The following is a 22,268-nucleotide window of genomic DNA, read 5'->3' as shown; positions in this document are numbered from 1 at the left end:
TCACTCCTCCCCCGGCCGGCGGCGCCGACGTGGGGCCCGCTCGGCGTCGTCCATGCCCACGAACTCGCGGAGCTTCTCGCCGACACCCTCGATGGCGCCGCGGGTCTTGTACTTCGCGCCGCCCTCCTGCAATCCCTTCATCAGCCCCGGGAGGCCCTGCTCCTCGGTCTGCGTCAGGTCCAGGCGGTTGGCCGCCTCGGCGAACTGCAGGTACGTCTCGACGCTGGCGACGACGATCCGCGCGTCGATGGCCAGCACCTCGATGCCGACCAGCGACACCCGGACGTAGGCGTCGATGACCAGCCCCTTGTCCAGGATCGTGTCGATGACGTCGGCCAGGCCGCCGCCCGATGGGCGTCCGAGCCCCCCTCCGCCCGCCGGCTGTACTGCCGTGGTCATGGTTCCCCCCGTGGTCGCGTCAGTGTCACCTGCGGCGCTCGCGGCGTTCCGAGCGCTCGGACCGGTCCCCTCGCCCGGTGTCGCCGCTTCGTCTCCCGGAGGTCACGCGCTCGCGGCGCCCGTGCTCCTCCTCCTCGGGTTCCCCCTCCTCGTACTCGGGTTCCTCCTCGCCCTCGTACTCCTCCGGGTACTCGCCCGCGCGCTCGCGCTCCGGCTCCTCCTCGGGCCCGGCCCTCTTCTCCCGACCCTCGGCCTCCTCCTGCTCGCGCACGGCGGTCTCGTGGTCCTTGACGACCTCACCGTCGCGGATCTCGCCACGCCATCCCTCGATCTCGTCGGGGCGCAGGATCGCCTGGGTCATGACGTGCCGCCGGAAGTGCTTGAACTCCAGGCGCGCGCGGCGGCCCTGGGCGCGCCAGAGGTTCCCGGTGTGCTCGAACAGCCCTTGCGGGTGGTACTCCAGCACCAGCGCGATGCGGGTCATGTCGGGCCCGATCTCGCTGAAGGCCACGGCGCCGTCCACATAGCCCTTCGGCCCCCGGGACCGCCAGACGATCCGCGTGTCGGGGATCTGCTCGATGATGGTCGACTCCCAGGAGCGATGCGACCAGAAGACCTGCGCCTTCCACCGGACCTTCTCGTCGGACTCCTGCTGGACGTCCTCGACCTTCTTGGTGAACGACGGGAAGTCCTCGAACTGCGTCCACTGGTTGTAGACGAGCTGGAGCGGCGCGCCGACGTCGAGGGTCTCGACGATGTTGGTGACCTTGAGCTTCTTGCCCTTGCCGCCTTTGCCGCCCCCGCCCAGCTTCTGCTCCAGCTTCGTCTTGGCGTACGCCTTGACGGCGGCGAGGCCCGGAGCGAGCCGCTCTCTCAGCGACCCTTCCTTTCCGCCGCCGGACAGGGCGGACAACACCCCACCCCCCGCGCCCTTGGCGAGACCGGACAGCAGGCCGCCCTTGCCGCCCTTGGCGACGCCGGACAGCAGGCTCCCGCCGCCGCGCTTGGCCAGGCCGGACAGCAGGCCCCCGCCGGCGCCTCCCGTCAGGGCGGACAGCAGCCCGCCCTCACCGTGCTCGGAGTAGTCGCCGAGCCGGTCCGCGGTGCCCTCGATCCGCGCGAGCAGGCGCGTCGCGGCCCGCGTTCCCATGGCGGTGACCAGGGTCTGCAGCTCGCTGATCAACCGGTCGGCGTGCAGCTCCTTCAGCAGGTCGCCGCCGGGGAGCTGCTCGGTGGTCTGCTTCAGCGGGTCGGTCACCGAGCGCGTCTCCGTCATCGGCGCTCACCTCCGCGTCCGCCGGACGGGCGGTCGTCGCCCGCTCAGCGGGGCCTCCCGTAGCGGCCGGTCGTCGGTCTCCTCGTCGTACTCGTCCTCCGGCTCCGCTCGGCGGGATGCCCGGCGCCGCACGCCGCGTGGCCGGTCGGGGATCTCGTCCTCGGTGTGCTCATCATCGGCGGCGCCGGGCCGCTCCTCGTCCTCCTCTTCCGGCTCCTCTGGGAGGTCACGGCCCCGTGGCCGGCGACGGATCGCGGACGGTCTGCGCAGCGCGGCGGGCCGGCGCCTCGGCCGTTCCTCGCGCTCCTCTTCGTAGCGCTCGTCCTCCTCGTAGCCGCCCCGCTCCTCGGCGGGCTCCTCCGTCTTCCGTACGGCACCGGGCGTAGGCGGCCGCAGGAGAGACTCGGTCCGTCGCTGAAGACGGTCGCTGAGCGCGTCGATCTGGCTGCTGGCGGCGGTGACGGCCGCCGCCTTGCCGACCTCCACGAGGCGGCCGCGAACGGTGTCGGTCAGGTTCTTCACCTCGGGAGAGGTGTTCAGGAGTTTGGTGCCCTGCTTGACCAGGCTCGCCGGGTTCTTGGCGATGCGTCCCGAGGCTCCGGCCGCGGCGAGCGTCAACGCGAGCCTCATCTTGCGCCGGCGGCCCATCAGGTAGCCCGCGCCGACGGCGAGGGCGATCCGCAGTCCGTCCTTCATGATCGTGTCCCCCTTAGCGCCCGCAGCCGGAGCGGTGCCGTGCCCCCATCCGCCCTGACCGACCGTCGGCCTCGGCCGCCCCTACTGCCGATATCGCCGACATCCAGCGTAAAAACGATCAATACGTAGGTCTGTACCGATCGCCCTACCCGCCGCGTCGTCTGCAAAACCCGCCTGCGTGTGGCCCGGGTAACGGCGGGTACGGCGCAAAGTGAGGCGGTTTGCGGTGATCGGGGGATCACCGCGCCAACGGAACCGGACAGTGGACGCCGGCGAAGGCGCCCATGCTGACAAATACGGGGATTGTCATGACTATGCCGATGAGGCGGCGAGCCAAGGGCGGCCGGCTGCACGGGATGGAGCCGACCGGACTGCTGCACCGGGATCCCTTCGCGGACGTTCAGGAACTGCTCAACCGGATGACCGGGCTCATCCACGCGCCGATGGAGGCCGAGGCCGCGCGTCCGTGGGTACCGGTGGCGGAGATCGACGAGACCGACGAGGGCTACGTCGCCCGGCTCGAGTTGCCGGGCATCATGCCGGACGAGATCGACGTCGGCATCCGTGACCGCGAGCTCTGCGTGAACGGAGAGGTTCGGGAGGAGACCGAGGGATCGAACGCGCTGCGCGTACGGGTCGGGCGGTTCCACTACCACACGTCGCTCCCGTCCGACGTCGACGCGGACAACGTCGAGGCGAACCTGGAAGAAGGTGTGCTGACCCTGCGCATCCCGAAGGCGCGGCGAGCCCACGGGCACCACATCCCGATCATGGGCGGACGCGCCACGGAGATGCCGGCCGGCGGCACGGAGACCACCGGCATGCCGACAGGTGGCATGGAGACCGGTGGCATGCCCGCCGAAGGACAGACGACCGGGATGCCGGCCGGCGGCACGCGGGCCACCGGCATGCCGGGAGGAGGAATGCCGCCGTCCGGGGGCATACCGAGTGAGGGGATCCGGCCCGAGCGCTGAGGAACTCCGCGCGTAGTGTCGAAGGGACGGCCGGCCGCGGACCATGGCCGCGGCGGTGACGCTCCTCGTGGCCAGCCACGGCGTGTACAGCGACGCCTTCGCCCGGCTGCGTCGCCGTGAGCGGATGGAATTGTCGGCCGAGATGGTCTGGGCCTTCATGCCCGGCCACACCATCGCCACCAAGGACGTGGTGATCGCCGCGGCGGCCGAGCCCGCCTACCGGCTCGGCGGGGACGTGACTTCTCCACCATGGGCACAGCCGTCCGCATGACGGTGCTGGACGCCGCCGGGCACGACCTCATCGCCGAGCTGGTGGCGTGCGTGGGCCTGGCCTCCTGCCGCAGCACCCGCCGGGCCGGCGGAACTCTGGCCGAGATCGCGACGGTCGCCGACAGCGCGATCCGGGAACACAGTCCGGAGTGGCGGTTCATGACCGGCCTGCTGCTGAATCTGGAGACGGAGACCGGTCACCTCGAATGGGTGAACTGCGGTCATCCGCCCCCGCTGCTGATCCGCAAGGACAAGGTGATCAAGGAGCTCGCGCCGCTGGCCGACGACGCCACCGTCATGCTGGCCGAGTGGCGGCCCGCGACCCCCGGCTCCATCCAGATGCCGCCGCAGACCCTGCCCGTGCAGCGTCCCGACCGTTAGCCGTCGAAGCCGCGCCGCCCCGGGGTTCGCGTCGGCGGCGGAACCGGCAAGGTCAAGATTCGGTGCGGAGCGGCTCCCGGTTGCCACGTGCCCGGCTGTCGAGCCGGGCACGTGGCGCGGGGTGTCGGACCCTGGTGGGCATGAAGATCGAAGGTCTGTCGCGGTCCGGCACGGGAATGCCCGCCGTCCGCGTACCGCCGTCGTGGGGGCGCCGGGCGGTGGTCGGCGGTGTGGGGCTCCTCGCGGCCGCGTTGCTCGTCTGGGAGTTCTCCCGGCCGCACGCCCTGGTCGGAACGCACCAGCTCAACTCCTACAACGATGGCGTCTATTTCGGCGCGGCGTTGCGGCTGGCCGGCGGAGAACTTCCCTATCGAGACTTCACCTTGCTGCATCCGCCGGGTCTGCCGCTGATGTTGGCGCCTGCCGCGGCCTTGGCCGATATGGTCGGCGAACCGGTGGCCATGGCGATCGCCCGCGTGCTGACGGCCGTGATGGCGGTGGGAGTCGCCGTGCTCGGCACGCTGCTCGTTCGGTATCGCGGGCGGGTCGCGATGATGACGACGGGCGTGGCGCTGGCGTGTTCTCCGCTGACCTTCGATGCCGCCAACACCGTCGAGCTCGAGGCCTATCACCTCGTGTTCTGCCTCCTCGGCGCACTCGCCCTGTTCGGCGGGACCGGCACCCTCACGTCAGGTCGCCGCCGGACGTTCGCCGGTGGCCTGGCGCTCGGCTTCGCCTGTGCGGTGAAGATCTGGGCGGTGCTGCCGATCGCGGCCGTCCTGGCCGTCTACCTGGTCTTCCACCTGAGGGGCGGGCGACGCGGGCCGGTCGGGTGGCTGGTCGGCGGCATGACGGCGGGGGCGGCGGTGCCCGTCGCCCCGTTCTTCGCCCTGGCCCCCGGCAGATTCCTCCATGACGTGTTCTTCGTACAGCTCAGCCGGGGCACCTCTGGATGGGCGTCCATGGCGATCTGGGACCGGTTCGCGTGGATGACCGGCCTTGGCGGGATACCCGGGTTGACCGCGGCATCCGTCGTGGCCACCTGCGTGCTGGCCGCGCTGACGGCGGCGGTCGTCGTCGGTTACACCCTGGCCGGCGACCGCGTCGCGCTGGACTGGTTCATCCTCACCGCCGCGGTCGCGACGGTGGCCGGGCTGTGCGTTCCGCGGCAGTTCTTCAACGGCTACGGCTACTTTCCCGGTGTCTTTCTCGCGCTGCTCCTCGGCGTGGTCGTCGGCAGATTCGCGCGTGCGGTGACGATCAGCCGCTTCGGCACGGAACGCAACGTGAAACTCCTGCGGCGGACCGCGATGACGACTCTCCTGATCGTCGCCTACGCCGCCGCCCTGACGCGGATCGGTTACGCGCGGAACTACACGGCCTACTACGTCGACTCCGGGCGAGATCTCGCCTCCTACATCCGGCGAGGCGCCTGTGTGGTGTTCGACGGTGCCACCGCCCTGATCGAGGCGGACCGTCTCACCACGAACCGGCATTGCCCCGCGACGGTGGACGTCTACGGGCAATGGCTCGCGGCCGACCCGGCGCACCCGCCGCCCTGGACCGGACCGTTCGAGCCACGGCTGGTACGGGAGTGGGAGACCGCCATGCGCCAGGCCGACTACCTGTACCTGGTGTCACCGCGGAGCAGCTTCGTGCCCTGGACCCCTCAGGTGTCCTCTTACGTGTGGGCGCACTACACGCTGGTGTACACGGCGCCCGGCGCCTGCCTCTTCCAGAAGACGGCCGAACTCGATCCGAGACACCTCCCCCGCGACGCCGCGGATCGACTGATCGGCGCGGGACGCTCCGCCCAGGACGGCGGCGACCCGGAGGGCGCCCTGATCGACTACACGGCGGCGGCCCGCATCGCTCCCCGCAACGCGGTCCCGCACTACAACAAGGGCGTGCTCCTCCAGGGGATCGGAAGCTCCACCGAGGCGGAACTCGAGTACCTGAAGACCCTGGCCATCGATCCACGGTTCGGCAGTGCGCTCTACAACCTGGGCGTGCTGCTGTCCGCGACGAGACCGGCGAAAGCGATCTCCTTCTATGAGAGGGATCTACAGATCGAGCCGCGCAACGCGGCGGCTCACCTCAACCTCGGCCTGTTGCTGGTGGGGCGGGGTGAGATCGGCCTGGGCCGGAGGCATCTGCGCACGGCGATCCACCTGAACCCGCAGTTCCGGAACCAGGTGCCCGCGGGGGTCAAACTCTGACGTCCGGCGGGCCCCGGACGATCGACAACTTCTTATCCACACGGATAAGATTATCCACATGGATAAGAAGTTGTACGTGTGGATCCGTGCCCTCTTCGTCACCGCCCTGGTCATCTCGATCGCCACTCTCGGCGTCGCGGCGCTCATCGGCGGCAGCGCCGCCGTGTGGATCCGCGGCACCATCGTCGTCGTGATCGCCGCCCTGCTCATCGCGCTGGCCAGGCGCAGCCGCCACGGCAGTCGCGCCGCCTATCGGCGCATGCGGCTGATGTCCACCGTCGCCCCGGTGGCGATCGTGGTCATCGTCGCGCTTCCGCACGACGGCTTCCCGGCCTGGATGAAGGTCGAGCAGGCGGTCGTGGGTCTCCTGCTGGCCGTGGTCGCGGTTCTGGTGAGCCGCAAGGCCGTCCGCCGCGCCTACGCCGGGACCGACCACTAGGTTTGAGGGCCATGACCACCCGTCAGGCGGCGACCGCGGCCCGCAAGGAGCAGATCATCCGTACGGCGATCGCCCTGCTGGCGGAGCGCGGCCACCAGGCGACCACGTTCGAGGCGATCTGCCAGGTGGCCGGGCTCAGCAGCAAGCGTCTGATCACCTACCACTTCTCCAGCAAGGACGCGTTGTTCGCGGCCGTCGCCGACCAGGTCGTCGCCGACGCCGAGAGCTACATGCGACCCGCCCTCGACGCCGCGACCGGCGCCCGCGAGCTGCTCGCCGCCGTCATCCGGGCGAACGTGGCGTTCATCGCCGGCCATTCGTCGCAGGTGCGGGCGCTGCAGCAGATCCTCCTGAACGGCGGTCTGGGCGACTGGGAACGGCACCACATCGACTCGGTGAGCCGGCTGGCGGACCTGTTCGGCCACGGGCAGCGCACGGGCGCGTTCCGCCCCTTCGATCCGCAGATCATGGCGTCGGCGTTGCGCGCCTCGATCGACAGCGTGGCGCCTCTGCTCTCGGCCGGCCTCGACCCCGACCGGTGCGCGGACGAACTGGTCGTCCTCTTCGACCTCAGCACCCGATCCGCGTGAGCCGGTGCGGCGTCGGCGACGACGCGCAGGCCGTCCGCCTTGGCCAATTGGATGACGTAGCCGCCGACCGCCCCGACGGCACCGGTTACCGCGATGGTCGCGCCCGGCGGGAGGTCCAGCGTGTCCAGCACCAGGCGCGCGGTCAAGCCGTTCATGGGCAAGGATGGGGCTTCGGCGTCGGTCGCTCCTGCGGGAATCCGGCCAGCGCTGCTGGGGCCGGCGTCTTCATGGGTTGCTACCGTCGGCCGCCCGTACCGGCCACCCGCGGGGCAGAAGGGCGATCCGCCTACTTCACGTGCCCATTCAGAAGCGGTGGCTCTTGAAGTCGGCCAGCAGGACCTTGAGTTGCTTCTCCTGCTTGGCGGCTGGGGCCGGCTTGATGTGGCCGTGGTCGATGGCGTACGTCTTGAGGACCGCGTCCATCTGGTTGTCGAGCAGGGTCCAGGTCTTCTTGTTGACCGCCTGCAGCGAGGTGGCGTCGGCGTCCCAGTCATCGCGCATCTTCTGCACGGTGGCGTGGGAGGCGGCGCCCTTCCTGGCCCGGTCCTGGGCGATCGCCGTCTGGGCGAGGTTCTCGTACTTCGCCACTGCGGCGGTCGTCTGGTCGCCGGTCAGGGCCGGCTTCGGGCAGGCCGGCATCGTCTCGCTCTGACCGGTCGGGTCGCAGGTGACGTGGGGCTGGTTGTGGGCCCAGACCATCAGCGCGGCGGTGCCGGCGGCGATCACGCCGAAGGCTCCCAGTGCGATGTGCTCCCGGCGCGGGTTGGTGGTGCCTGACGGCGCGTGCGTCGCCTCGTAGGTCTCGGCGACGTCGCTGCGGCTGATCGTCAGGTAGATGACCGTCGCCAGGATGGCGCCGAGGAAGATCAGGCTCGTGATGAACGTGCCCAGGCCGAGTCCGACCGGGTCGCCGGGGTTGGCCGCGACCTTCGGGGAGGCGAGCCAGTCACCGATGTTGGCGCCGAGCGGGCGGGTGAGGATGTAGGCCAGCCAGAACGAAAGCACCGGGTTGGCGCCGAACTTCCACAGCCCGGTGATCAACACGATGAGGCCAAGCGGCAGGAACACCGACTGCGCGGGCGTCCAGTTGGTCAGCTCCAGCGTCCAGTCACCGGTGGCGGTGCCCAGCGCGAACGTCACCAGGACGGTCAGCCAGTAGAACGCCTCACGCGGGAAGGTGGTGATGCTGTGGATCGACAGGGTCCGCTCACGCAGCCACCAGACTCCGAAGACGATGGCCAGCAGGACCGAGAAGACCGTTGAGCTCAGCCACAGCGGGACGTGTTGCTTATCGGTGAGCATGTCGGTGTACAGCGTGCCGGCGACACTGACCACCACCACGGTCAGCCAGTACGGGAACGGGCTGTAGCGCTTGGTACGGAACTGGACCGTTAGCACGACCGCGAAGACCGCGGTGAACAACAGCATGGTGTTGGTCAGGCCGAAGCCGAGGGTCTCGTTGATGTAGTCGGCGAAACTCTCGCCGACGGTCGTGCAGAGGATCTTGATGATCCAGAACCAGACCGTGACCTCAGGCACCTTGTTGAGCATCTGCCGGCCGGTCGGTTCGCCCATCCGGATCTGCTGGGTTGTCGTCATCGAGGAAGACTGGCACAGCGTGTCTGAACAAAACCTGAGCGCTCGGCAGGCAGGTGGGGTTGGGTTACGGGAAGGTCCGTAACCTGACGATGTGACCATCCACCGCGTCCTGGTCGTCGAGGACGACCACGGACTTCGTGACGTTCTCGCCCGAGGCCTGCGCGAAGAGCATTTTGAGGTGTTGACAGCCGCGGACGGAGCAGGCGCGCTGCGGACGATAGATGACCAGATCGACGCAGTCGTGCTGGACATCGGGTTGCCCGACTCCGATGGCAGGGACGTCTGCCAGGCCATGCGCGCTGCCGGGTTGGACATGCCGGTCATCTTCTTGACCGCTCGTGATGGCCTCACGTCCCGGCTTTCGGGCTTCTCCGCGGGCGGCGATGACTATCTCGCCAAGCCCTTCCACCTGGCCGAACTCGCTGCCAGGGTCCGCGCGGTGCTGCGCAGAGCCGGTCGCGAGGCGGCCACCGAGGTCGACGGGCTGCGGCTGGACCCGGTCGCACACGTGCTGAAGACCGCGGACGGCACACAGATGCCCCTCACACCCACCGAGTTCCGGCTGCTGGCCTCCTTGATGGCGGCCCCTGGCACGGTCGTCCGGCGCCATGCCCTGGTGCGCTCGGCCTGGCCCGAAGGCGCCCAAGTCAATGACAACACCCTCGACCAGTACCTGACGCGCCTGCGCCGTAAGCTCCGTGAAGCCGGGTGTGAGCGGGGCATCAGCACCATACGCGGCGTCGGCTACCGATTCACATGAGGGCCCTCACGCCGGCGACTCTACGCGGCCGCCTCGCCCTGGTCGCGCTGACCACGACGGCGATCTGGGTCACGCTGCTCACCGTCATCTTCAACCTGGCGCTTCACGCACAGCTGCGTAGACAGTCTGATGACCTGCTGCGGACGCGGGCGGCGGCCGTGGCAGCGACCCTGCAGACCTGGCCGGACGGCCATATCCGAGTGCTGGAACCCTCCGACGACCGTGCTTTGGATGTCGGAGTCTGGATCTACCAGGGTCACACGGCCATCGAGCGCCCCAGAGCACCCAAAGGGCTGCAGGCGAGTGCGGACCGCATGGCCGGGCGGCGCAAGACCTTCATGGATATCAAGACGCCTTACGCCTGGAGGGTTTACTCGCTGCCGGTGATGTCCGAAGGCCGGCGGGTGGGCACGGTGGTCAGCGCGGTTGATCTTGACCCCTACAGCGACCTGGCCCGTCTGGTGCTGGCCGGTTCCGCCATCCTCGGCCTGCTGTTGCTCTTCGGCGTCTACCTGCTGACTCGCGCGGTCGTTCGCGGTGCCCTCCGGCCGGTAACACAGATGAGCGAGCAGGCCGCGCAATGGGGAGAGCATGGAACCCACCACCGGTTCGGCGCGGAACACCGTCCTGCCGAACTCGCCGGGCTGGCGAGAAACCTTGATCAGCTACTCGATCGGCTCTCCGCCGTCCTGCGCCACGAACAACAACTCACCGCTGAACTCTCACACGAACTACGGACCCCGCTGGCTCGGATCACTGCGGAGATCGACTGGCTGATCGCGCGAAACCGCACCGCCGCCGAACGAGACACCTCACATCAAGCGATCGCGGCGAGCGCGGCCACCATGCAGCAGATCTGTGAGTCCCTTCTCACGATCCCCGCCGATCGCATCCGTGACCGATGCTCGCTCCTCCACCTGGCCCGTGATCTGGCCGAGCGCAACACGGAGGGGCCGTCGATCGTGGTAACCGGTAAGAACGTGACGGCCGGGGTACCCGCGAACCTGGTCGAGCGCATCCTCGTGCCCCTGCTGAACAACGCACGCCGCTACGCGCGGACCCGGATCACCATAGAGTGCACGGCCGACGTGGAGATCATCATCACCGATGACGGTCCCGGCGTACCGGTGGAACTCCGTAACGCAGTGTTCGAACCAGGCCGGCGCGCCAACCCCGACGACGGTCACGACGGCGTCGGACTCGGGCTCGCGCTCGCTCGACGCCTGGCCCGTACGGCTGATGGAGACATCGCCATCGACGCGGCCGGACGGTTCGTCATCTCCCTGCCCCGCGGCTGATCACCCCGATCCCGGTCAGGGCTCTCCGCTGATCCTCAGGGAGACCGGAAGAAACCGTGGGAAGGCATCTAAAACCTGATGACCATGGGTGAACACCGCGAGCGTGCGTTTGACCTCACGCAGCCCTGCCCCACGGCTCGCCCGTCGAGGCCCGAAGCGCCGCGGTAACCCTTTTGTAGCTGTCATCCGGTTTCGTGCGGATAGCGTCGCCGGGTGCCGTCGGCGATTATCGACGCGACGTGACCGCGCTGCGAAAGGATCGGTTATGCCGTGGCATCCGTGGAGACAGGCATTCCTCAGGGCGGGGGCGGCCGTGGTCGGCTTCGACCCGTCCACGCGCACGTGGGTCACCGACGTTGCCCGGTCTCAGGGGATGGTCGACCTGCCGCCGCTGAAGGGCAAGGTGGTGACCGATCCCGCCTCGCGCGGCGAGGCGGCCGACGACTTCGGGCACTTAGTCCATCGGACCCCCGGGGCCGTGCTGGAGCCCGGCGCCGTGTCGGACATCATGCTGATGATGAAGTACTGCCGGACGCACGGCCTGCAGGTGGCCGCGCGCGGCCAGGGACACGCCACCTTCGGTCAGGGCCAGGTCGCGGGCGGTCTGATCATCGACATGACCCCGCTCAACGTGGTCGAGGTGCGGGAGGACACGGCCGTCGTGGAGGCGGGCGCGCTCTGGAGCGGCTTGGCGCAGGCGACCCTGGCCCACGGCCTGACCCCTCCGGTCTTCACCGACTACCTGGAGCTCTCGGTCGGCGGCACGCTCGCGGTGGGCGGTCTCGGCGGCCAGACCCACCACCACGGAGCCCAGGTGGACAGCGTCGTGGAGCTGGAGGTCGTCACGGGGGAGGCCAGCCTGAGGAGGTGTTCCGCACAGCTGCGCCCCGACCTCTTCCGCGCGGCGCTGGCCGGAAGAGGACAGTGCGGCATCATCACCAGGGCCACCGTTCGCCTGCTGCCCGCCCCCGCGACGGTCCGCCACTACCTGCTCTCCTACCCGAGCCTCGCCGCGCTGACCGCCGACCAGCGGCGCGTGGTCAACGACGGCCGCTTCGCCTACGTGGAGGGAGAGCTCGGGCTGCCGACCGGCTCCGCCGGCTGGAGTCACCAGCTTGAAGCGGTCGCCTTCTTCAACGGCACGACCCCGCCCGACGACGCCAGGCTTCTCGACGGTCTGGCCGACCAGCCCGGCGACCGGCAGATCCAGGACATGTCCTACTTCGAGTTCCTCAACCGGCTCGCCGTGGGCGTCGCCGATCTGAAGTCCACAGGTGAGTGGTACCGCCCGCACCCCTGGTGGAACATGTTCCTGCCCGCGAGCCGCACCGACGCCTTCGTGGAGGCCGCCATCAAGGACCTGACCGAGACCGAGGTCGGCGCCAGCGGCGTGGTCCTGCTCTATCCCTTCCCCCGCGCCCGCCTGCACCTGCCCTTGCTGCGCCTGCCCGACGAGGAGACGGTCTTCCTCTTCACGCTGCTCAGAACAGCCTCACCCGGAGCCGAGAGCCCGCAGGACATGGTGGAGGCCAACCGTTCCCTCTACCTGGATGCCCAAGCCGTCGGGGGTTTCCAGTACCCGGTCGGCTCCATACCCACCACGCCTGAGGAGTGGCGCACCCACTACGGCCCCGCATGGGCCGCCTTCAAGGCGGCCCGTGAACGCTACGACCCCGACGGAATCCTCACTCCGGGCCAGGGCGTTTTCCCTCCGGGACCGTGAAGTCCGCAGCCGGATCAGCGCGGTCCAGAAAGCGGAAGGCCCGGGCGGCCAAGATGTCCGGGGGCAGGGCCTCGGCCCAGGAGTGACAGCGTCGGGCCTCGCCGGCGGCTTCAATAAGGAAGGTTGCCGCCCGCACGGCGGGCGGCAACCTTCCTACTTCCCGACCCCTTACCGCTTGAAAGTGCGACGGGCCTCCTTCGCGGCGTCCTTGGCCTGCTCACCGACCTGCTTGACGCCGCCCTTCATGCGGTCCCTGCGTCCTTCGGACTCCAGGTACGGGTCGCGGGCTCCTCGGCCCGCCGCCTCCTTGCCGCGGCCCTTCGCCTTCTCCATCTTGTTCTTCAACTTGTCCAGGAGACCCATCGGCTCCCCCTTCCGTACGAAGCTGTACGGGCTGGTCATTCCCCTTCGTTGACGACCTATTCGGCTCTTCGACCTCGGCGTACGACTCTCCGTCACCGGTCACTCACTCCGCCGACCGGCGATCTTGAAGAGTAGGCTGGCGGCTCATGGAGGTCCACGATCGGCGGATCGGCCCGCACGGCGAGCTGGTCCTACGCGGCGACGGCGAGCACTTCGAGATCATCAGCAACGGCGTGTTCCTGATGGACACCCGAGCCGGCGCGTCCGAGCGCCTTCTGGTCAGGGCTGCCCTCGACCGCCTCGCCCGCCCGGCCGATCTGCTGATCGGCGGGCTGGGCGTGGGCTTCTCCCTCGCCGAGGCCGTACGCTCCCCGTACACCCGCGAGGTGACCGTCATCGAGCGGGAGCAGGCGGTGATCGGCTGGCACGCCGGCCCGCTCCGGTCGTACTCCGAGGGCGCCCTCGACGACCCGCGCGTGCGTGTCGAGCGCGCCGATCTCCTGGACTGGCTGCGCGCGCCCGGCGAGCCGTACGACGTGATCTGCCTGGACATCGACAACGGCCCGGAGTGGACGGTCAGCGAGGGCAACGCCGCGCTGTACGGCCCCGAGGGACTGGACCTGCTGGCGGGCCGGCTGCGGCCCGGCGGCGTCCTCGCGGTGTGGAGCGCCGCCGCCGTCACCGCGTTCGCGGATCGGCTGCGGAAGCGGTTCGCCGACGTGTCGGCGCATCCGGTCGAGGTCACCCGCGGCGAACCCGACGTCGTCTACCTGGCCGTGACCCGGGCGGCGTAGCGGCGTTCCAGCTCTCCGGCGTCCTCGCCGGGGCCGGGGCGCTCCGCGTCGCGCAGCCGGTCGGCCAGCGACCGCAGTCGCAGGTGCCAGGCGGCCAGGGCGGCGGCGCACCGGCCGCGCTCCTCCGCCGGTCCGGTGTGGGTGAGCGCCACCCGGGTGCCCGCCGGGTGGCCGCCGGTCAGCTCCCATCGCACCCGCCCGAGGGCGTCGCCGCCGGACGGCCAGGCGTACTCCAGCAGCTCCGGCGCGATGACCTCGGTCACCTCGCCCGGCGCGACGGGGTCGGCGACGGCCCCGGGCGGCGGGGTGCCGCCGGGGATGGCCCCGGACCCGGCGAGCGCCGGCCAGACCTTCTCGATGGGATGCGGGACGTTCCGCTCGAACCGGATGGTCCAGCCGCCGGCGTCCTCGAGCAGGTCGCCTTCGTCCAGGCCGAACGCCTCGGCGTACGCGTCGTGCCGCGCGGCGTAGTCCTCCGGAACCGGCGGTGTGGGAGCGCCGGCCAGGGCCGAGTCCAGCGAGGCCAGGCAGGCGTCCCAGCCGGCGGCGAAGCTGCCGGCCATCGGCCGGTCGGTGAACGTGTGGGTGAAGACGAGGAGGCAGCCCTCGCCGTCGGGGCGCAGTTCCCAGCGGAGCGGATCCTCGTACCAGGTGAAGGCCAGCACGTGCGGCGGGTCGAGCTCGGTGATCTCCCCGGTGCCTAGCGGGAGCTCCTGGAACTCCTGTTTGAAGCGAATCTTCCCGCCGGGGCGCAGGTCGATCTCCTCGACCTCGGAGGGGAACCAGTGCGCGAGATGGGCCGGGTCGGTCAGGGCGCGCCAGACCTTCTCCACCGGATGCCCGAGGCGGCGTTCGAACCGGAGGGCGCTGCGGCCGTCCGCGGTCTTCATGGTCGGGTTCATGTGTCGTCGGTCTCCATCCTGTCCAGGTGACGCTCCAGCGCGTCGAGCGAGTCGGACCACAGCCGCCGGTAGGGCGCCAGCCACGCGTCCACCTCGGCCAGCGGCTCGGGGCGCAGCTCGTACCACCTGCGCTGCGCCTCGGGGCGGGCCCTGACGAGACCCGCCTCACGCAGGACCCTCAGATGTTTGGAAGTGCCGGGCTGGGTGAGGCCGAGAGCCTCGGTCAGCTCCCCGACCAGACGGGGACGCTCGAGCAGCAGGTCCAGGATGCGGCGGCGGGCGGGTTCGGCCAGTACGTCGAAGGTCGTGCTCACCCAGGGAACATAACGGCACAGCTATATGTCTGTCAAGGAATACAGCCTGCGTCACCTCCTCCGAGGCGCCGGGACCCGTACGCTGCCGCTCGTGACCGAATTCGACGCGTACGAACGTGAGCTGTGGGCCGGCCGAGCCGACGCGTACGAGCAGGGCTTCGCCCGGCTGACGGCCCATGCGGTCGAGCCACTGCTGGACGCGGCCGGGGTGCGCGCGGGCCACCGCGTGCTCGACCTGGGCACGGGCCCGGGGATCGTCGCTACCGGCGCGCTGCGCAGGGGCGCGGTCGTCGCGGCCGTGGACGCCGATCCGCAGATGGCACGGACCGCGGCGCGCAACGCGCCCGAGGCGGACGTGCGCGTCGCGGTGCTGCCCGCCCTGCCGCACGAGGACGCGGCGTTCGACGCGGTCGCGGGCAACTTCGTCATCAACCACGTCGGCGAGCCCGAGACCGCCCTGCGGGAGCTGCGCCGCGTGCTCCGGCAGGACGGCCGGCTCGCGTTGACGTGCTGGAGGATGCCCGGCAGCGGCGTGCTCGCGCTGGTCCGCGACGCGATGGACCAGGTCGGCGTGCCGTGGCCGGACGACGTGCCGCTCAGCCCGTTCCTGGAGTACGGCCGGCCGGACGCGTTCGGCGATCTGGTGGGCCGGGTGTTCCGCGACGTCGCGGTGGAGGAGCTGACCTGGGACTTCGAGTTCGAGCCGGAGGAATGGTGGCGATCCGGGGCGATGGCGCGCGTCGGCTCGAACGGCGTCGTCCTCGCCCGGCAGGACGCCGCGACGATCGCGCGGGTCAAAGAGGCCTATGACGTGATTCTGAAGCCGCACGCGGTGCCGAGCGGGCGCGTGCGCGTACCCGCCCACGCCCTCCTGGCCCACGGCACGCGCTGACACGCGTTCCCGCCCGGTCGGGTGCCGCTATACGGTGAGCCCCGGAGTCGAAGAAGGGGCGGGCCGGTGCGGGCGGTGGCGTACGACGGGTTCGGGCTGATGCCGGAGGTACGAGAGGTGCCCGATCCGGAGCCGCCTCACGCCGGGGCGGTGATCCGGGTCGAGGCGACCGGGCTGTGCCGCAGCGACTGGCACGGATGGATGGGCCACGACCCCGACATCACGCACTTTCCGCACGTACCCGGGCACGAGCTGGCCGGAGTCGTCGCCGCGGTCGGCCCGGACGTCACCGGATGGCGTGCCGGCGACCGGGTGACGGTGCCGTTCGTGTGCGCGTGCGGCCGGTGCGCGGCGTGCGCGGCCGGCGACCAGCAGGTGTGCGAGCGGCAGACGCAGCCCGGTTTCAGCCACTGGGGGTCGTTCGCGGAGTACGTCGCGATCGACAACGCCGACGTCAACCTCGTGGCCCTGCCCGGGGAGCTGCCGTACGCGACGGCGGCCGCGCTGGGCTGCCGGTTCGCGACCGCCTTCCGGGCCGTCACGGCGCAGGGGCGCGTCGGACCGGGCGCGTGGGTGGCGGTGCACGGCTGCGGCGGAGTCGGGCTGTCCGCGGTGATGATCGCCGCGGCGTGCGGGGCCCGGGTGGTCGCGGTCGACGTCTCCCCCGGCGCGCTGGAGCTGGCCCGCCGCTTCGGCGCCGCCGCCTGCGTGGAGGGCCCGGACGGGGCGGCCGAGGCCGTCCGCGAGATCACCGGCGGCGGCGCGCACATGTCCCTGGACGCGCTCGGCAGCCCGGCGACCTGTGCGGCGTCGGTCGAGAGCCTGCGCCGTCGCGGACGTCACGTCCAGGTGGGCCTGCTGCCCCCGGCCGCCGGGCCCGCCGTCGTGCCGATGCACCGGGTCATCGCGCTGGAGCTGGAGGTCCTCGGCAGTCACGGGATGGCCGCGCACGCCTACGGCCCGATGATGGCCATGGTCGCGTCCGGCACGCTGCGGCCGGACCTTCTCATCACCCGGACGATCGGCCTGGCCGAGGCGCCGGCCGCGCTGGCGGCGATGGGCACCGCGCCCGCCGCGGGCGCCACCGTCATCGTCCCTTAGGCCCCATCGTGCAGATGGGCGAAGATCCGGCGCAGTAGCGAGTGCAGCACGGCGCGCTCACCTTCGTCGAGGGGGGCCAGGACCTCCTCCTGAACGGCCGACGTGTCGGCGGTCAGCTCCGAGAGGGCCGTACGGCCGGCGGCGGTGATCGTCACGGTCACGCGACGCCGGTCGGCCGGGTCGCGCGCCCGCTCGACCTGGCGCGCGGCGGCCAGCTCGTCGAGGACCTTCACCACGTCGCTCGGATCGATCCTCAGTCGGGCGGCGAGGTCGCGCTGCGCGTGCGGACCGAAGTCGGCCAGCGCGGCCAGGACGGCCAGGTGCCAGAGGCGCATCTCGCGGGCCGTGAGGCGTTCGGCGATCCGGCCGCGCGCCGTCTTACCCACCCGTGACAGCAGGTAGGGGGTCAGCGCCAGCAGGCTGGGCGGTGTCTCCTCCATGATCTGTCAAGTGTAGGGTACGCACCAATGATGGGTAATCACCTACTATTTGGGAGTCGTCGTGGACGCGCTGTATCCCCGCCTGCTGGTCGGCCGGTTCGCCGAGTGCTTCGGGTTCTATGACGCGGTGCTGCCCGAGCTGACCGGCGCCACACTGGCCCGGGGCGACGCGGCCGGGCCGTACGCGAGCTGGGACGTCGGGGACGAGGGCCTGCTCGCGCTGTTCGACCGCGCCGCGATGGCCGCGGTCGCGGGCACCGCGGACCTGCCCGTCGACGCGCCGGCCCAGGACCGGGCCATGCTCGTCGGCCGGGTCGCCGACGTCGACGCCGGATACGCGCTGTGCCTGCGCCACGGCGCTCGCCCGGTCGCGGCCCCGGCCGACCGCCCGGAGTGGGGGCCGACCCTCCGCAACGCCCTGGTCCGCGACCCCGACGGGAACCTGCTGGAGCTGCAGGCGTACTGAGCCGGCGCCACCGGCCGCGAGCGACCCCGGCGATAGCCGACATCGGTGATGTTTAGCGCCAGACGTGGCGGCTACCCTGCATTCCGGGCATCACCTCAGACGGGAACCGCCGCGCTGAATCTCGCGAATCGCAGGGGTCCCTGCTGTTTGAACGGGTTCAAATCTCCCGTACAGTGGGATCTCGTGACCCTCGCTGTTGGACTGCCGGAGCGGCTCGCCGTACGCACCGTCCCCGTGCGCGCGCCAGAGGACCTGCTGGCACGACTCCCCCACTCCACCGCCCTGGCCTGGGTACGGCACGGTGAGGGGCTCGTCGGCTGGGGCGAGGCCGCGCGTGTCGCCGTGCCGGCGGGCGAGAACCGCTTCACGTGGGCGCGGCAGTGGCTCGCGGCGCTCTTCGACGCCGCGACGGTAGAGGATCCCCTCCAGGTGCCCGGCTCCGGGCCGGTCGCCTTCGGCAGCTTCTCCTTCGATCCCCACTCCGGGGACTCGGTGCTGATCGTGCCGCGCACCGTCCTCGGCCGCCGGGACGGCCACGCCTGGTACACCACGATCGGCGAGCACGCCGACCCGCTGACCCTCCTGCGGCCCCCGGCGCCGCCCACCGGCATCCGGTGGGCCGACGGCGAGGTGACCACGCCGCGGCACATGCGGGCCGTGGCCGCCGCAGTCGAGCGCATCCGCGCGGGCGACCTGTCCAAGGTCGTCCTCGCCCGCGATCTGCTGGCCGTGTCGGACGAACCCATCGACAGCCGGATCCTGCTGCGGCGCCTCGCCGACCGCTTCCCCTCCTGCTACACCTTCGCCTGCGCCGGACTCGTCGGAGCGACGCCCGAGCTACTGGTCCGGCGTATGGGCGGCCAGGTCGAGTCGCTCGTGCTGGCCGGGACCATCGCGCGCGGCTCGGACGGCGACTCCAGCGCCGCCACCCTGTTCGCCTCGGCCAAGGACCGCGAGGAGCACTCCTACGCCGCCGACATGGTCCGCGCCGCACTGGCCCCGCTGTGCCGGGACCTGACGATGCCCGCCGAGCCGGAGATCCTGCGCCTGTCCAACCTCATCCACCTGGCCACGCCCGTACGCGGCCGGCTCGACGAGGAGCGCTCGGTCCTGGACGTCGTCGGCGCGCTGCACCCGACGCCCGCGGTCGGCGGCACGCCCACCGACCCCGCCCTCGCCCTGATCCGGGAGCTGGAGGCCATGGACCGCGGCCGCTACGCCGGGCCCGTCGGCTGGATCGACGCCCGCGGCGACGGCGAGTGGGGCATCGCGCTGCGGTGCGCGCAGATCGAGGGACCGCGCGCCCGGCTGTACGCCGGCGGCGGCATCGTCGCCGGCTCCGACCCGGCCGCCGAGCTCGCCGAGACCCAGACCAAGTTGCGCGCCATGCAGTACGCCATCGAGGGCTGAACCCCCTCAGGCCGAGCGGGACTCCACGAGCGCGCCGACTCCGTCGAGGATCCGGGCGAGACCGAACTCGAAGGCGTACTCGGGACTGAGGGCGGCCTGGTGAGCCTCGCCCGCGGCGGCGCCCACGCGGGCGGCGACGGGGTACCGGTCGGCCTCGAAGACCTCCGCCAGCAGCGGGGCGTGCGCCGCCCACCACTCCTCGTCGGTCAGGCCCGTACGGCTCTGCGCCTCCGCCGCCTCGACCAGCAGGCGCGCCGAGCTCACCACGTGCTGCAGGACGAGGGTCAGCACGGCGTCCATCTCCACGTCGGTCAGGCCGATCCCCTCGACGGCACGCAGCTCCTCGTCGTACTTCGCCAGCGCGTTCGGCCCGAGGGCGGGGCGGACCGTCGCGACCTGCAGCATCCAGGGGTGCCGGCGGTACAGCGCCCAGTTGGCGCGGGCCACCCCCGCCAGCCGCTCCCGCCAGCCGCCGGACGTCTCGACCGGGCCCGACCGCTCGCCGTAGACGGCGTCGACCATCAGGTCGACCAGCTCCGCCTTGCCGGGGACATACGTGTAGAGCGACATGGCGCCCACGCCGAGCCGCTCGGCGACCCGCCGCATCGACAGCGCGGCCAGTCCCTCGGCGTCGGCCGCCTCGATGGCCGCCCGGGTGATCTGCTCGGTGGTCAGCCGCGGCCTCGGGCCTCTCCGGGGACGTGGCTGGGCGCCCCACAACAGCTCCATGGTCCGCGTGGGATCTCCGCTGCCGCTGTACTCGGTCGTCACCCCGTAATTGTCTCCAAACCCGTCACCGTTCCGCCGATCGGCGCGCGCCCTCGCGACGTGGAACGGTCATCCACGCCGGATAAGGTCCAGATCATGAGCAACTGGATCGAACTGGAGGGCGCGGTCAACGTCCGGGACCTGGGCGGCCTGCCCACGGCCGACGGCGGGGCCATCCGCCCCGGCGCGCTGCTGCGCTCGGACAACCTGCAGGACCTCACCCCGGCCGACGTCCACCGCCTGGTCACGGACTTGGGCCTGCGCAACGTCGTCGACCTGCGCAGCGAGGCCGAGGTGAACCTCACGGGCCCCGGTCCGCTGACCGACGTGCCCACGGTCACGATCCACCACCTGTCCCTGTTCACCGAGGGCGGCCGGTTCACCGACGTCGAGGCCGACTCGCTCGACACCGAAAAGATCCTGCCCTGGCAGAGCCGCGAGGAGGCCGGCCCGGAGAGCGACCGATCCGTCGGGCACTACCTCGGCTACCTCGCCGACCGCCCCGACTCCGTCGTGGGCGCGCTCCGCGTCGTCCCCGGCGGCACGTCGATCGTGCACTGCGCCGCGGGAAAGGACCGCACCGGCGTCGTCGTCGCCTTCGCCCTGCACGTCGCGGGCGTGCCCCGTGAGGAGATCGTCGCCGACTACGCGGCGACCGGCGAGCGCCTGGAGGCCATCCTCGCCCGCCTGCGCTCCAGCCCCGTCTACGCCCAGGACCTCGACTCCCGGCCCGCCGACACGCATATGCCGCACCCGCAGACGATGGAGAAGTTCCTCGCGGTCATCGACGAACGCTACGACGGCCCCCTCGGCTGGCTCGAACGCCACGGCTGGACCGACGAGGACACCGCCGCCCTCCGCGCCACCCTCCGGGTCGAGGTGGGCCGGTTCCGCAACCGGTGACCGAGTGATCATTGCGGCCGGAAACCGGCCGCATTCCCCCGTACGGTGTCGGGCATGGAGATGCTTCGTTCCCCCGGACCGGCGCCGTCCCCCACCGCGGAGGCGGGAGGCGTCCTCGGCCGCCGGGCGCTGAACCGGGCGCTGCTCGCCCGCCAGCTGCTGCTCGCTCGCCAGACTCTGCCGGCGGTCCGGGCGGTCGAGCGTCTGGTCGCGATGCAGGCCCAGGCGCCGCTGGCGCCGTACGTCGGGCTGTGGACCCGGCTGGCCGGGTTCCGGACCGACGAGCTCGCCGACCGGATCGACGGCCGCGACCTCGTCCGCAGCACGCTGATCCGCGGGACGATCCACCTCGTCAGCGCGGCCGACTTCCTGGAGTCGCGCCCGCTCGTCCAGCCCGTGCTCGACCGCGCCCTCAGAACGGGGTACGGCCGCCACCTGGCCGGGCTGGACCTGGAGGAGGTCGCGGCCCTCGGCCGGTCGCTCGTCGAGGAGCGGCCGCGCACGTTCGCCGACCTCGGCGCTGCGCTCGGCGAAGTCCTGCCGGACCGCGACCCCGGCGCGCTCACCGCGGTCGTGCGTACCCAGGTGCCGCTCGTGCAACTGCCGCCCCGGGGAATCTGGGGCCGGGGCGGGCAGGCCGTGCACACGTCGGCCGAGGCCTGGCTGGGCCGGTCGCTGTCATCGGACCCCTCGCCGGAGGACCTGGCGCTCCGTTACCTGGCCGCGTACGGGCCGGCCTCCGTCAAGGACCTGCAGACCTGGTCCGGTGTGACCCGGCAACGCCAGGTGATCGACCGGCTCCGGCCGCGCCTGCTGTCCTTCCGCGACGAGAACGGCACCGAACTGCTCGACCTGCCCGACGCGCCGCGGCCCGACCCGGAGACGCCCGCTCCGCCCCGTTTCCTTCCCGAGTACGACAACCTGCTCCGGTCGCACGCGGACCGTACGCGCGTCCTCTCCGATGACCACCGCGGCCGGCTCGCCACTCCGAACGACTCCCCGCGGCCGACGTTCCTCATCGACGGTTTCGTCCACGGCACCTGGCGGATCACCCGCGAGCGCGACCGCGCCGTCCTCACCGTCGAGCCGTACGCGCCGCTGTCCGCCCGGGACCGTACGGCGCTGCTCGAGGAGGGCGCCCGGCTCCTGGCCTTCGCCGCCGATGGAGCCGACCACGACGTCCGGATCGGCGACTCGCCGGGCTGACGGTACGCAGCAACGAACTTGTTCCGGCCGCTTAATCCCAAAAATCGGTAGCACTCGTACGCAGTTGCGAACTATATTCTGCCGC

Annotated in this window: 25 protein-coding genes; 16 read left to right on the top strand and 9 right to left on the bottom strand. The window is 71.2% G+C overall.

The window, feature by feature from the left end:
- Genes gvpJ through AB0L00_RS36180 form a run of 3 tightly spaced genes read right to left on the bottom strand, consistent with a single transcriptional unit; the run spans position 1 to position 2,371 of the window.
- Positions 1-399 (bottom strand): gas vesicle protein GvpJ, encoded by a 399-nt coding sequence (gvpJ, locus tag AB0L00_RS36190; RefSeq protein ID WP_364404361.1) that lies wholly within the window; start codon positions 397-399, stop codon positions 1-3.
- 25 nt (positions 400-424) lie between these two features.
- On the bottom strand, positions 425-1,675 hold the full coding sequence (locus tag AB0L00_RS36185; RefSeq protein WP_364441861.1) for an SRPBCC family protein: 1,251 nt from the start codon (positions 1,673-1,675) through the stop codon (positions 425-427).
- A gap of 6 nt (positions 1,676-1,681) precedes the next feature.
- Positions 1,682-2,371 carry a hypothetical protein gene (locus AB0L00_RS36180; protein WP_364441860.1) on the bottom strand — a complete coding sequence of 230 codons (690 nt, stop codon included), beginning with the start codon at positions 2,369-2,371 and terminating at the stop codon, positions 1,682-1,684.
- 320 nt (positions 2,372-2,691) lie between these two features.
- Here AB0L00_RS36180 and AB0L00_RS36175 point away from each other — a divergent pair, with 320 nt between their 5' ends.
- From AB0L00_RS36175 to AB0L00_RS36150, 6 genes are all read left to right on the top strand, one after another.
- On the top strand, positions 2,692-3,345 hold the full coding sequence (locus AB0L00_RS36175) for an Hsp20/alpha crystallin family protein (protein WP_364441859.1): 654 nt from the start codon (positions 2,692-2,694) through the stop codon (positions 3,343-3,345).
- Positions 3,346-3,400: 55 nt separating this feature from the next.
- The gene (locus AB0L00_RS36170) at positions 3,401-3,616 is read left to right on the top strand and encodes a hypothetical protein (RefSeq protein WP_364441858.1); all 216 of its coding nucleotides are present in this window, start codon (positions 3,401-3,403) and stop codon (positions 3,614-3,616) included.
- Complete coding sequence (locus AB0L00_RS36165) at positions 3,595-3,996, top strand: SpoIIE family protein phosphatase (RefSeq protein ID WP_364441856.1); 402 nt, start codon at positions 3,595-3,597, stop codon at positions 3,994-3,996. The genes AB0L00_RS36170 and AB0L00_RS36165 overlap by 22 nt, the downstream gene beginning before the upstream one ends.
- Positions 3,997-4,136: 140 nt before the next feature.
- Positions 4,137-6,215 carry a hypothetical protein gene (locus AB0L00_RS36160; RefSeq protein WP_364441855.1) on the top strand — a complete coding sequence of 693 codons (2,079 nt, stop codon included), beginning with the start codon at positions 4,137-4,139 and terminating at the stop codon, positions 6,213-6,215.
- Between the two features lie 58 nt (positions 6,216-6,273).
- Complete coding sequence (locus AB0L00_RS36155) at positions 6,274-6,654, top strand: hypothetical protein (protein WP_364441853.1); 381 nt, start codon at positions 6,274-6,276, stop codon at positions 6,652-6,654.
- Between the two features lie 11 nt (positions 6,655-6,665).
- On the top strand, positions 6,666-7,244 hold the full coding sequence (locus AB0L00_RS36150) for a TetR/AcrR family transcriptional regulator (RefSeq protein ID WP_364441852.1): 579 nt from the start codon (positions 6,666-6,668) through the stop codon (positions 7,242-7,244).
- 303 nt (positions 7,245-7,547) lie between these two features.
- Here the strand turns inward: AB0L00_RS36150 and AB0L00_RS36145 are convergent, their stop codons facing one another.
- The gene (locus AB0L00_RS36145; protein ID WP_364441850.1) at positions 7,548-8,843 is read right to left on the bottom strand and encodes a hypothetical protein; all 1,296 of its coding nucleotides are present in this window, start codon (positions 8,841-8,843) and stop codon (positions 7,548-7,550) included.
- Positions 8,844-8,934: 91 nt separating this feature from the next.
- Between AB0L00_RS36145 and AB0L00_RS36140 the strand changes: the two genes are divergently transcribed.
- The 3 genes from AB0L00_RS36140 to AB0L00_RS36130 all read left to right on the top strand — a co-directional run bounded on the left by AB0L00_RS36140 (position 8,935) and on the right by AB0L00_RS36130 (position 12,624).
- On the top strand, positions 8,935-9,603 hold the full coding sequence (locus AB0L00_RS36140) for a response regulator transcription factor (protein WP_364441849.1): 669 nt from the start codon (positions 8,935-8,937) through the stop codon (positions 9,601-9,603).
- Positions 9,600-10,901: a HAMP domain-containing sensor histidine kinase gene (locus AB0L00_RS36135; protein WP_364441848.1), complete on the top strand. Its 1,302-nt coding sequence runs from the start codon at positions 9,600-9,602 to the stop codon at positions 10,899-10,901. Before AB0L00_RS36140 ends, AB0L00_RS36135 begins: the two co-directional genes overlap by 4 nt.
- 265 nt (positions 10,902-11,166) lie before the next feature.
- Positions 11,167-12,624, top strand: a complete 1,458-nt coding sequence (locus AB0L00_RS36130; RefSeq protein WP_364441847.1) for an FAD-binding protein — start codon at positions 11,167-11,169, stop codon at positions 12,622-12,624.
- Positions 12,625-12,792: 168 nt separating this feature from the next.
- Here the strand turns inward: AB0L00_RS36130 and AB0L00_RS36125 are convergent, their stop codons facing one another.
- Positions 12,793-13,026 (bottom strand): CsbD family protein, encoded by a 234-nt coding sequence (locus AB0L00_RS36125; RefSeq protein ID WP_364441846.1) that lies wholly within the window; start codon positions 13,024-13,026, stop codon positions 12,793-12,795.
- Positions 13,027-13,133: 107 nt separating this feature from the next.
- Between AB0L00_RS36125 and AB0L00_RS36120 the strand changes: the two genes are divergently transcribed.
- On the top strand, positions 13,134-13,781 hold the full coding sequence (locus AB0L00_RS36120; protein WP_364441844.1) for a spermidine synthase: 648 nt from the start codon (positions 13,134-13,136) through the stop codon (positions 13,779-13,781).
- Here AB0L00_RS36120 and AB0L00_RS36115 read toward each other — a convergent pair.
- Both AB0L00_RS36115 and AB0L00_RS36110 read right to left on the bottom strand, forming a co-directional pair.
- Entirely contained in the window at positions 13,754-14,683 is a 930-nt protein-coding gene (locus AB0L00_RS36115) for an SRPBCC family protein (protein WP_364441843.1), read from the bottom strand. The two genes, AB0L00_RS36120 and AB0L00_RS36115, sit on opposite strands and share 28 nt — an antisense overlap.
- Positions 14,680-14,997 (bottom strand): metalloregulator ArsR/SmtB family transcription factor, encoded by a 318-nt coding sequence (locus tag AB0L00_RS36110; protein ID WP_364441842.1) that lies wholly within the window; start codon positions 14,995-14,997, stop codon positions 14,680-14,682. The genes AB0L00_RS36115 and AB0L00_RS36110 overlap by 4 nt, the downstream gene beginning before the upstream one ends.
- Positions 14,998-15,088: 91 nt before the next feature.
- On the opposite strand from AB0L00_RS36110, the gene AB0L00_RS36105 reads away from it, so the two are divergent.
- Together AB0L00_RS36105 and AB0L00_RS36100 are read left to right on the top strand one after the other, a co-directional pair.
- The gene (locus AB0L00_RS36105) at positions 15,089-15,889 is read left to right on the top strand and encodes a methyltransferase domain-containing protein (RefSeq protein WP_364441841.1); all 801 of its coding nucleotides are present in this window, start codon (positions 15,089-15,091) and stop codon (positions 15,887-15,889) included.
- A gap of 66 nt (positions 15,890-15,955) precedes the next feature.
- On the top strand, positions 15,956-16,990 hold the full coding sequence (locus AB0L00_RS36100) for a zinc-dependent alcohol dehydrogenase family protein (RefSeq protein ID WP_364441839.1): 1,035 nt from the start codon (positions 15,956-15,958) through the stop codon (positions 16,988-16,990).
- On the opposite strand, the gene AB0L00_RS36095 is transcribed toward AB0L00_RS36100, so the two are convergent.
- Positions 16,987-17,430 (bottom strand): MarR family winged helix-turn-helix transcriptional regulator, encoded by a 444-nt coding sequence (locus tag AB0L00_RS36095; protein ID WP_364441837.1) that lies wholly within the window; start codon positions 17,428-17,430, stop codon positions 16,987-16,989. The genes AB0L00_RS36100 and AB0L00_RS36095 overlap by 4 nt on opposite strands.
- 61 nt (positions 17,431-17,491) lie before the next feature.
- On the opposite strand from AB0L00_RS36095, the gene AB0L00_RS36090 reads away from it, so the two are divergent.
- Together AB0L00_RS36090 and AB0L00_RS36085 are read left to right on the top strand one after the other, a co-directional pair.
- On the top strand, positions 17,492-17,896 hold the full coding sequence (locus AB0L00_RS36090; protein ID WP_364441834.1) for a VOC family protein: 405 nt from the start codon (positions 17,492-17,494) through the stop codon (positions 17,894-17,896).
- Positions 17,897-18,079: 183 nt separating this feature from the next.
- On the top strand, positions 18,080-19,306 hold the full coding sequence (locus tag AB0L00_RS36085) for an isochorismate synthase (protein WP_364441833.1): 1,227 nt from the start codon (positions 18,080-18,082) through the stop codon (positions 19,304-19,306).
- A 6-nt stretch (positions 19,307-19,312) separates the two neighbouring features.
- On the opposite strand, the gene AB0L00_RS36080 is transcribed toward AB0L00_RS36085, so the two are convergent.
- Positions 19,313-20,077 (bottom strand): TetR/AcrR family transcriptional regulator, encoded by a 765-nt coding sequence (locus tag AB0L00_RS36080; RefSeq protein ID WP_364441831.1) that lies wholly within the window; start codon positions 20,075-20,077, stop codon positions 19,313-19,315.
- A 93-nt stretch (positions 20,078-20,170) separates the two neighbouring features.
- Here AB0L00_RS36080 and AB0L00_RS36075 point away from each other — a divergent pair, with 93 nt between their 5' ends.
- Positions 20,171-20,977: a tyrosine-protein phosphatase gene (locus AB0L00_RS36075; RefSeq protein ID WP_364441830.1), complete on the top strand. Its 807-nt coding sequence runs from the start codon at positions 20,171-20,173 to the stop codon at positions 20,975-20,977.
- Between the two features lie 54 nt (positions 20,978-21,031).
- Positions 21,032-22,183 (top strand): winged helix DNA-binding domain-containing protein, encoded by a 1,152-nt coding sequence (locus tag AB0L00_RS36070; protein ID WP_364441829.1) that lies wholly within the window; start codon positions 21,032-21,034, stop codon positions 22,181-22,183.
- Positions 22,184-22,268: the final 85 nt, after the last annotated feature.

The organism is Actinoallomurus sp. NPDC052308 (assembly GCF_040679195.1).
Taxonomy (GTDB): Bacteria; Actinomycetota; Actinomycetes; order Streptosporangiales; family Streptosporangiaceae; genus Actinoallomurus; species Actinoallomurus liliacearum.
Note: the sequence above shows the minus strand (reverse complement) of the source record. Positions and strands in the feature narration are given on the sequence as shown.

Excerpts from the sequence above, each read along its gene's own strand:
- AB0L00_RS36125 (WP_364441846.1), bottom strand. The coding sequence starts at position 13,026 with ATGACCAGCCCGTACAGCTTCGTACGGAAGGGGGAGCCGATGGGTCTC.
- AB0L00_RS36095 (WP_364441837.1), bottom strand. The coding sequence starts at position 17,430 with ATGGAGGAGACACCGCCCAGCCTGCTGGCGCTGACCCCCTACCTGCTG.
- AB0L00_RS36115 (WP_364441843.1), bottom strand. The coding sequence starts at position 14,683 with ATGAACCCGACCATGAAGACCGCGGACGGCCGCAGCGCCCTCCGGTTC.
- AB0L00_RS36075 (WP_364441830.1), top strand. The coding sequence starts at position 20,171 with ATGAGCAACTGGATCGAACTGGAGGGCGCGGTCAACGTCCGGGACCTG.
- AB0L00_RS36180 (WP_364441860.1), bottom strand. The coding sequence starts at position 2,371 with ATGAAGGACGGACTGCGGATCGCCCTCGCCGTCGGCGCGGGCTACCTG.
- AB0L00_RS36165 (WP_364441856.1), top strand. The coding sequence starts at position 3,595 with ATGGGCACAGCCGTCCGCATGACGGTGCTGGACGCCGCCGGGCACGAC.
- AB0L00_RS36185 (WP_364441861.1), bottom strand. The coding sequence starts at position 1,675 with ATGACGGAGACGCGCTCGGTGACCGACCCGCTGAAGCAGACCACCGAG.
- AB0L00_RS36160 (WP_364441855.1), top strand. The coding sequence starts at position 4,137 with ATGAAGATCGAAGGTCTGTCGCGGTCCGGCACGGGAATGCCCGCCGTC.
- AB0L00_RS36145 (WP_364441850.1), bottom strand. The coding sequence starts at position 8,843 with ATGACGACAACCCAGCAGATCCGGATGGGCGAACCGACCGGCCGGCAG.
- gvpJ (WP_364404361.1), bottom strand. The coding sequence starts at position 399 with ATGACCACGGCAGTACAGCCGGCGGGCGGAGGGGGGCTCGGACGCCCA.
- AB0L00_RS36120 (WP_364441844.1), top strand. The coding sequence starts at position 13,134 with ATGGAGGTCCACGATCGGCGGATCGGCCCGCACGGCGAGCTGGTCCTA.
- AB0L00_RS36070 (WP_364441829.1), top strand. The coding sequence starts at position 21,032 with ATGGAGATGCTTCGTTCCCCCGGACCGGCGCCGTCCCCCACCGCGGAG.
- AB0L00_RS36175 (WP_364441859.1), top strand. The coding sequence starts at position 2,692 with ATGAGGCGGCGAGCCAAGGGCGGCCGGCTGCACGGGATGGAGCCGACC.
- AB0L00_RS36150 (WP_364441852.1), top strand. The coding sequence starts at position 6,666 with ATGACCACCCGTCAGGCGGCGACCGCGGCCCGCAAGGAGCAGATCATC.
- AB0L00_RS36130 (WP_364441847.1), top strand. The coding sequence starts at position 11,167 with ATGCCGTGGCATCCGTGGAGACAGGCATTCCTCAGGGCGGGGGCGGCC.
- AB0L00_RS36135 (WP_364441848.1), top strand. The coding sequence starts at position 9,600 with ATGAGGGCCCTCACGCCGGCGACTCTACGCGGCCGCCTCGCCCTGGTC.
- AB0L00_RS36155 (WP_364441853.1), top strand. The coding sequence starts at position 6,274 with ATGGATAAGAAGTTGTACGTGTGGATCCGTGCCCTCTTCGTCACCGCC.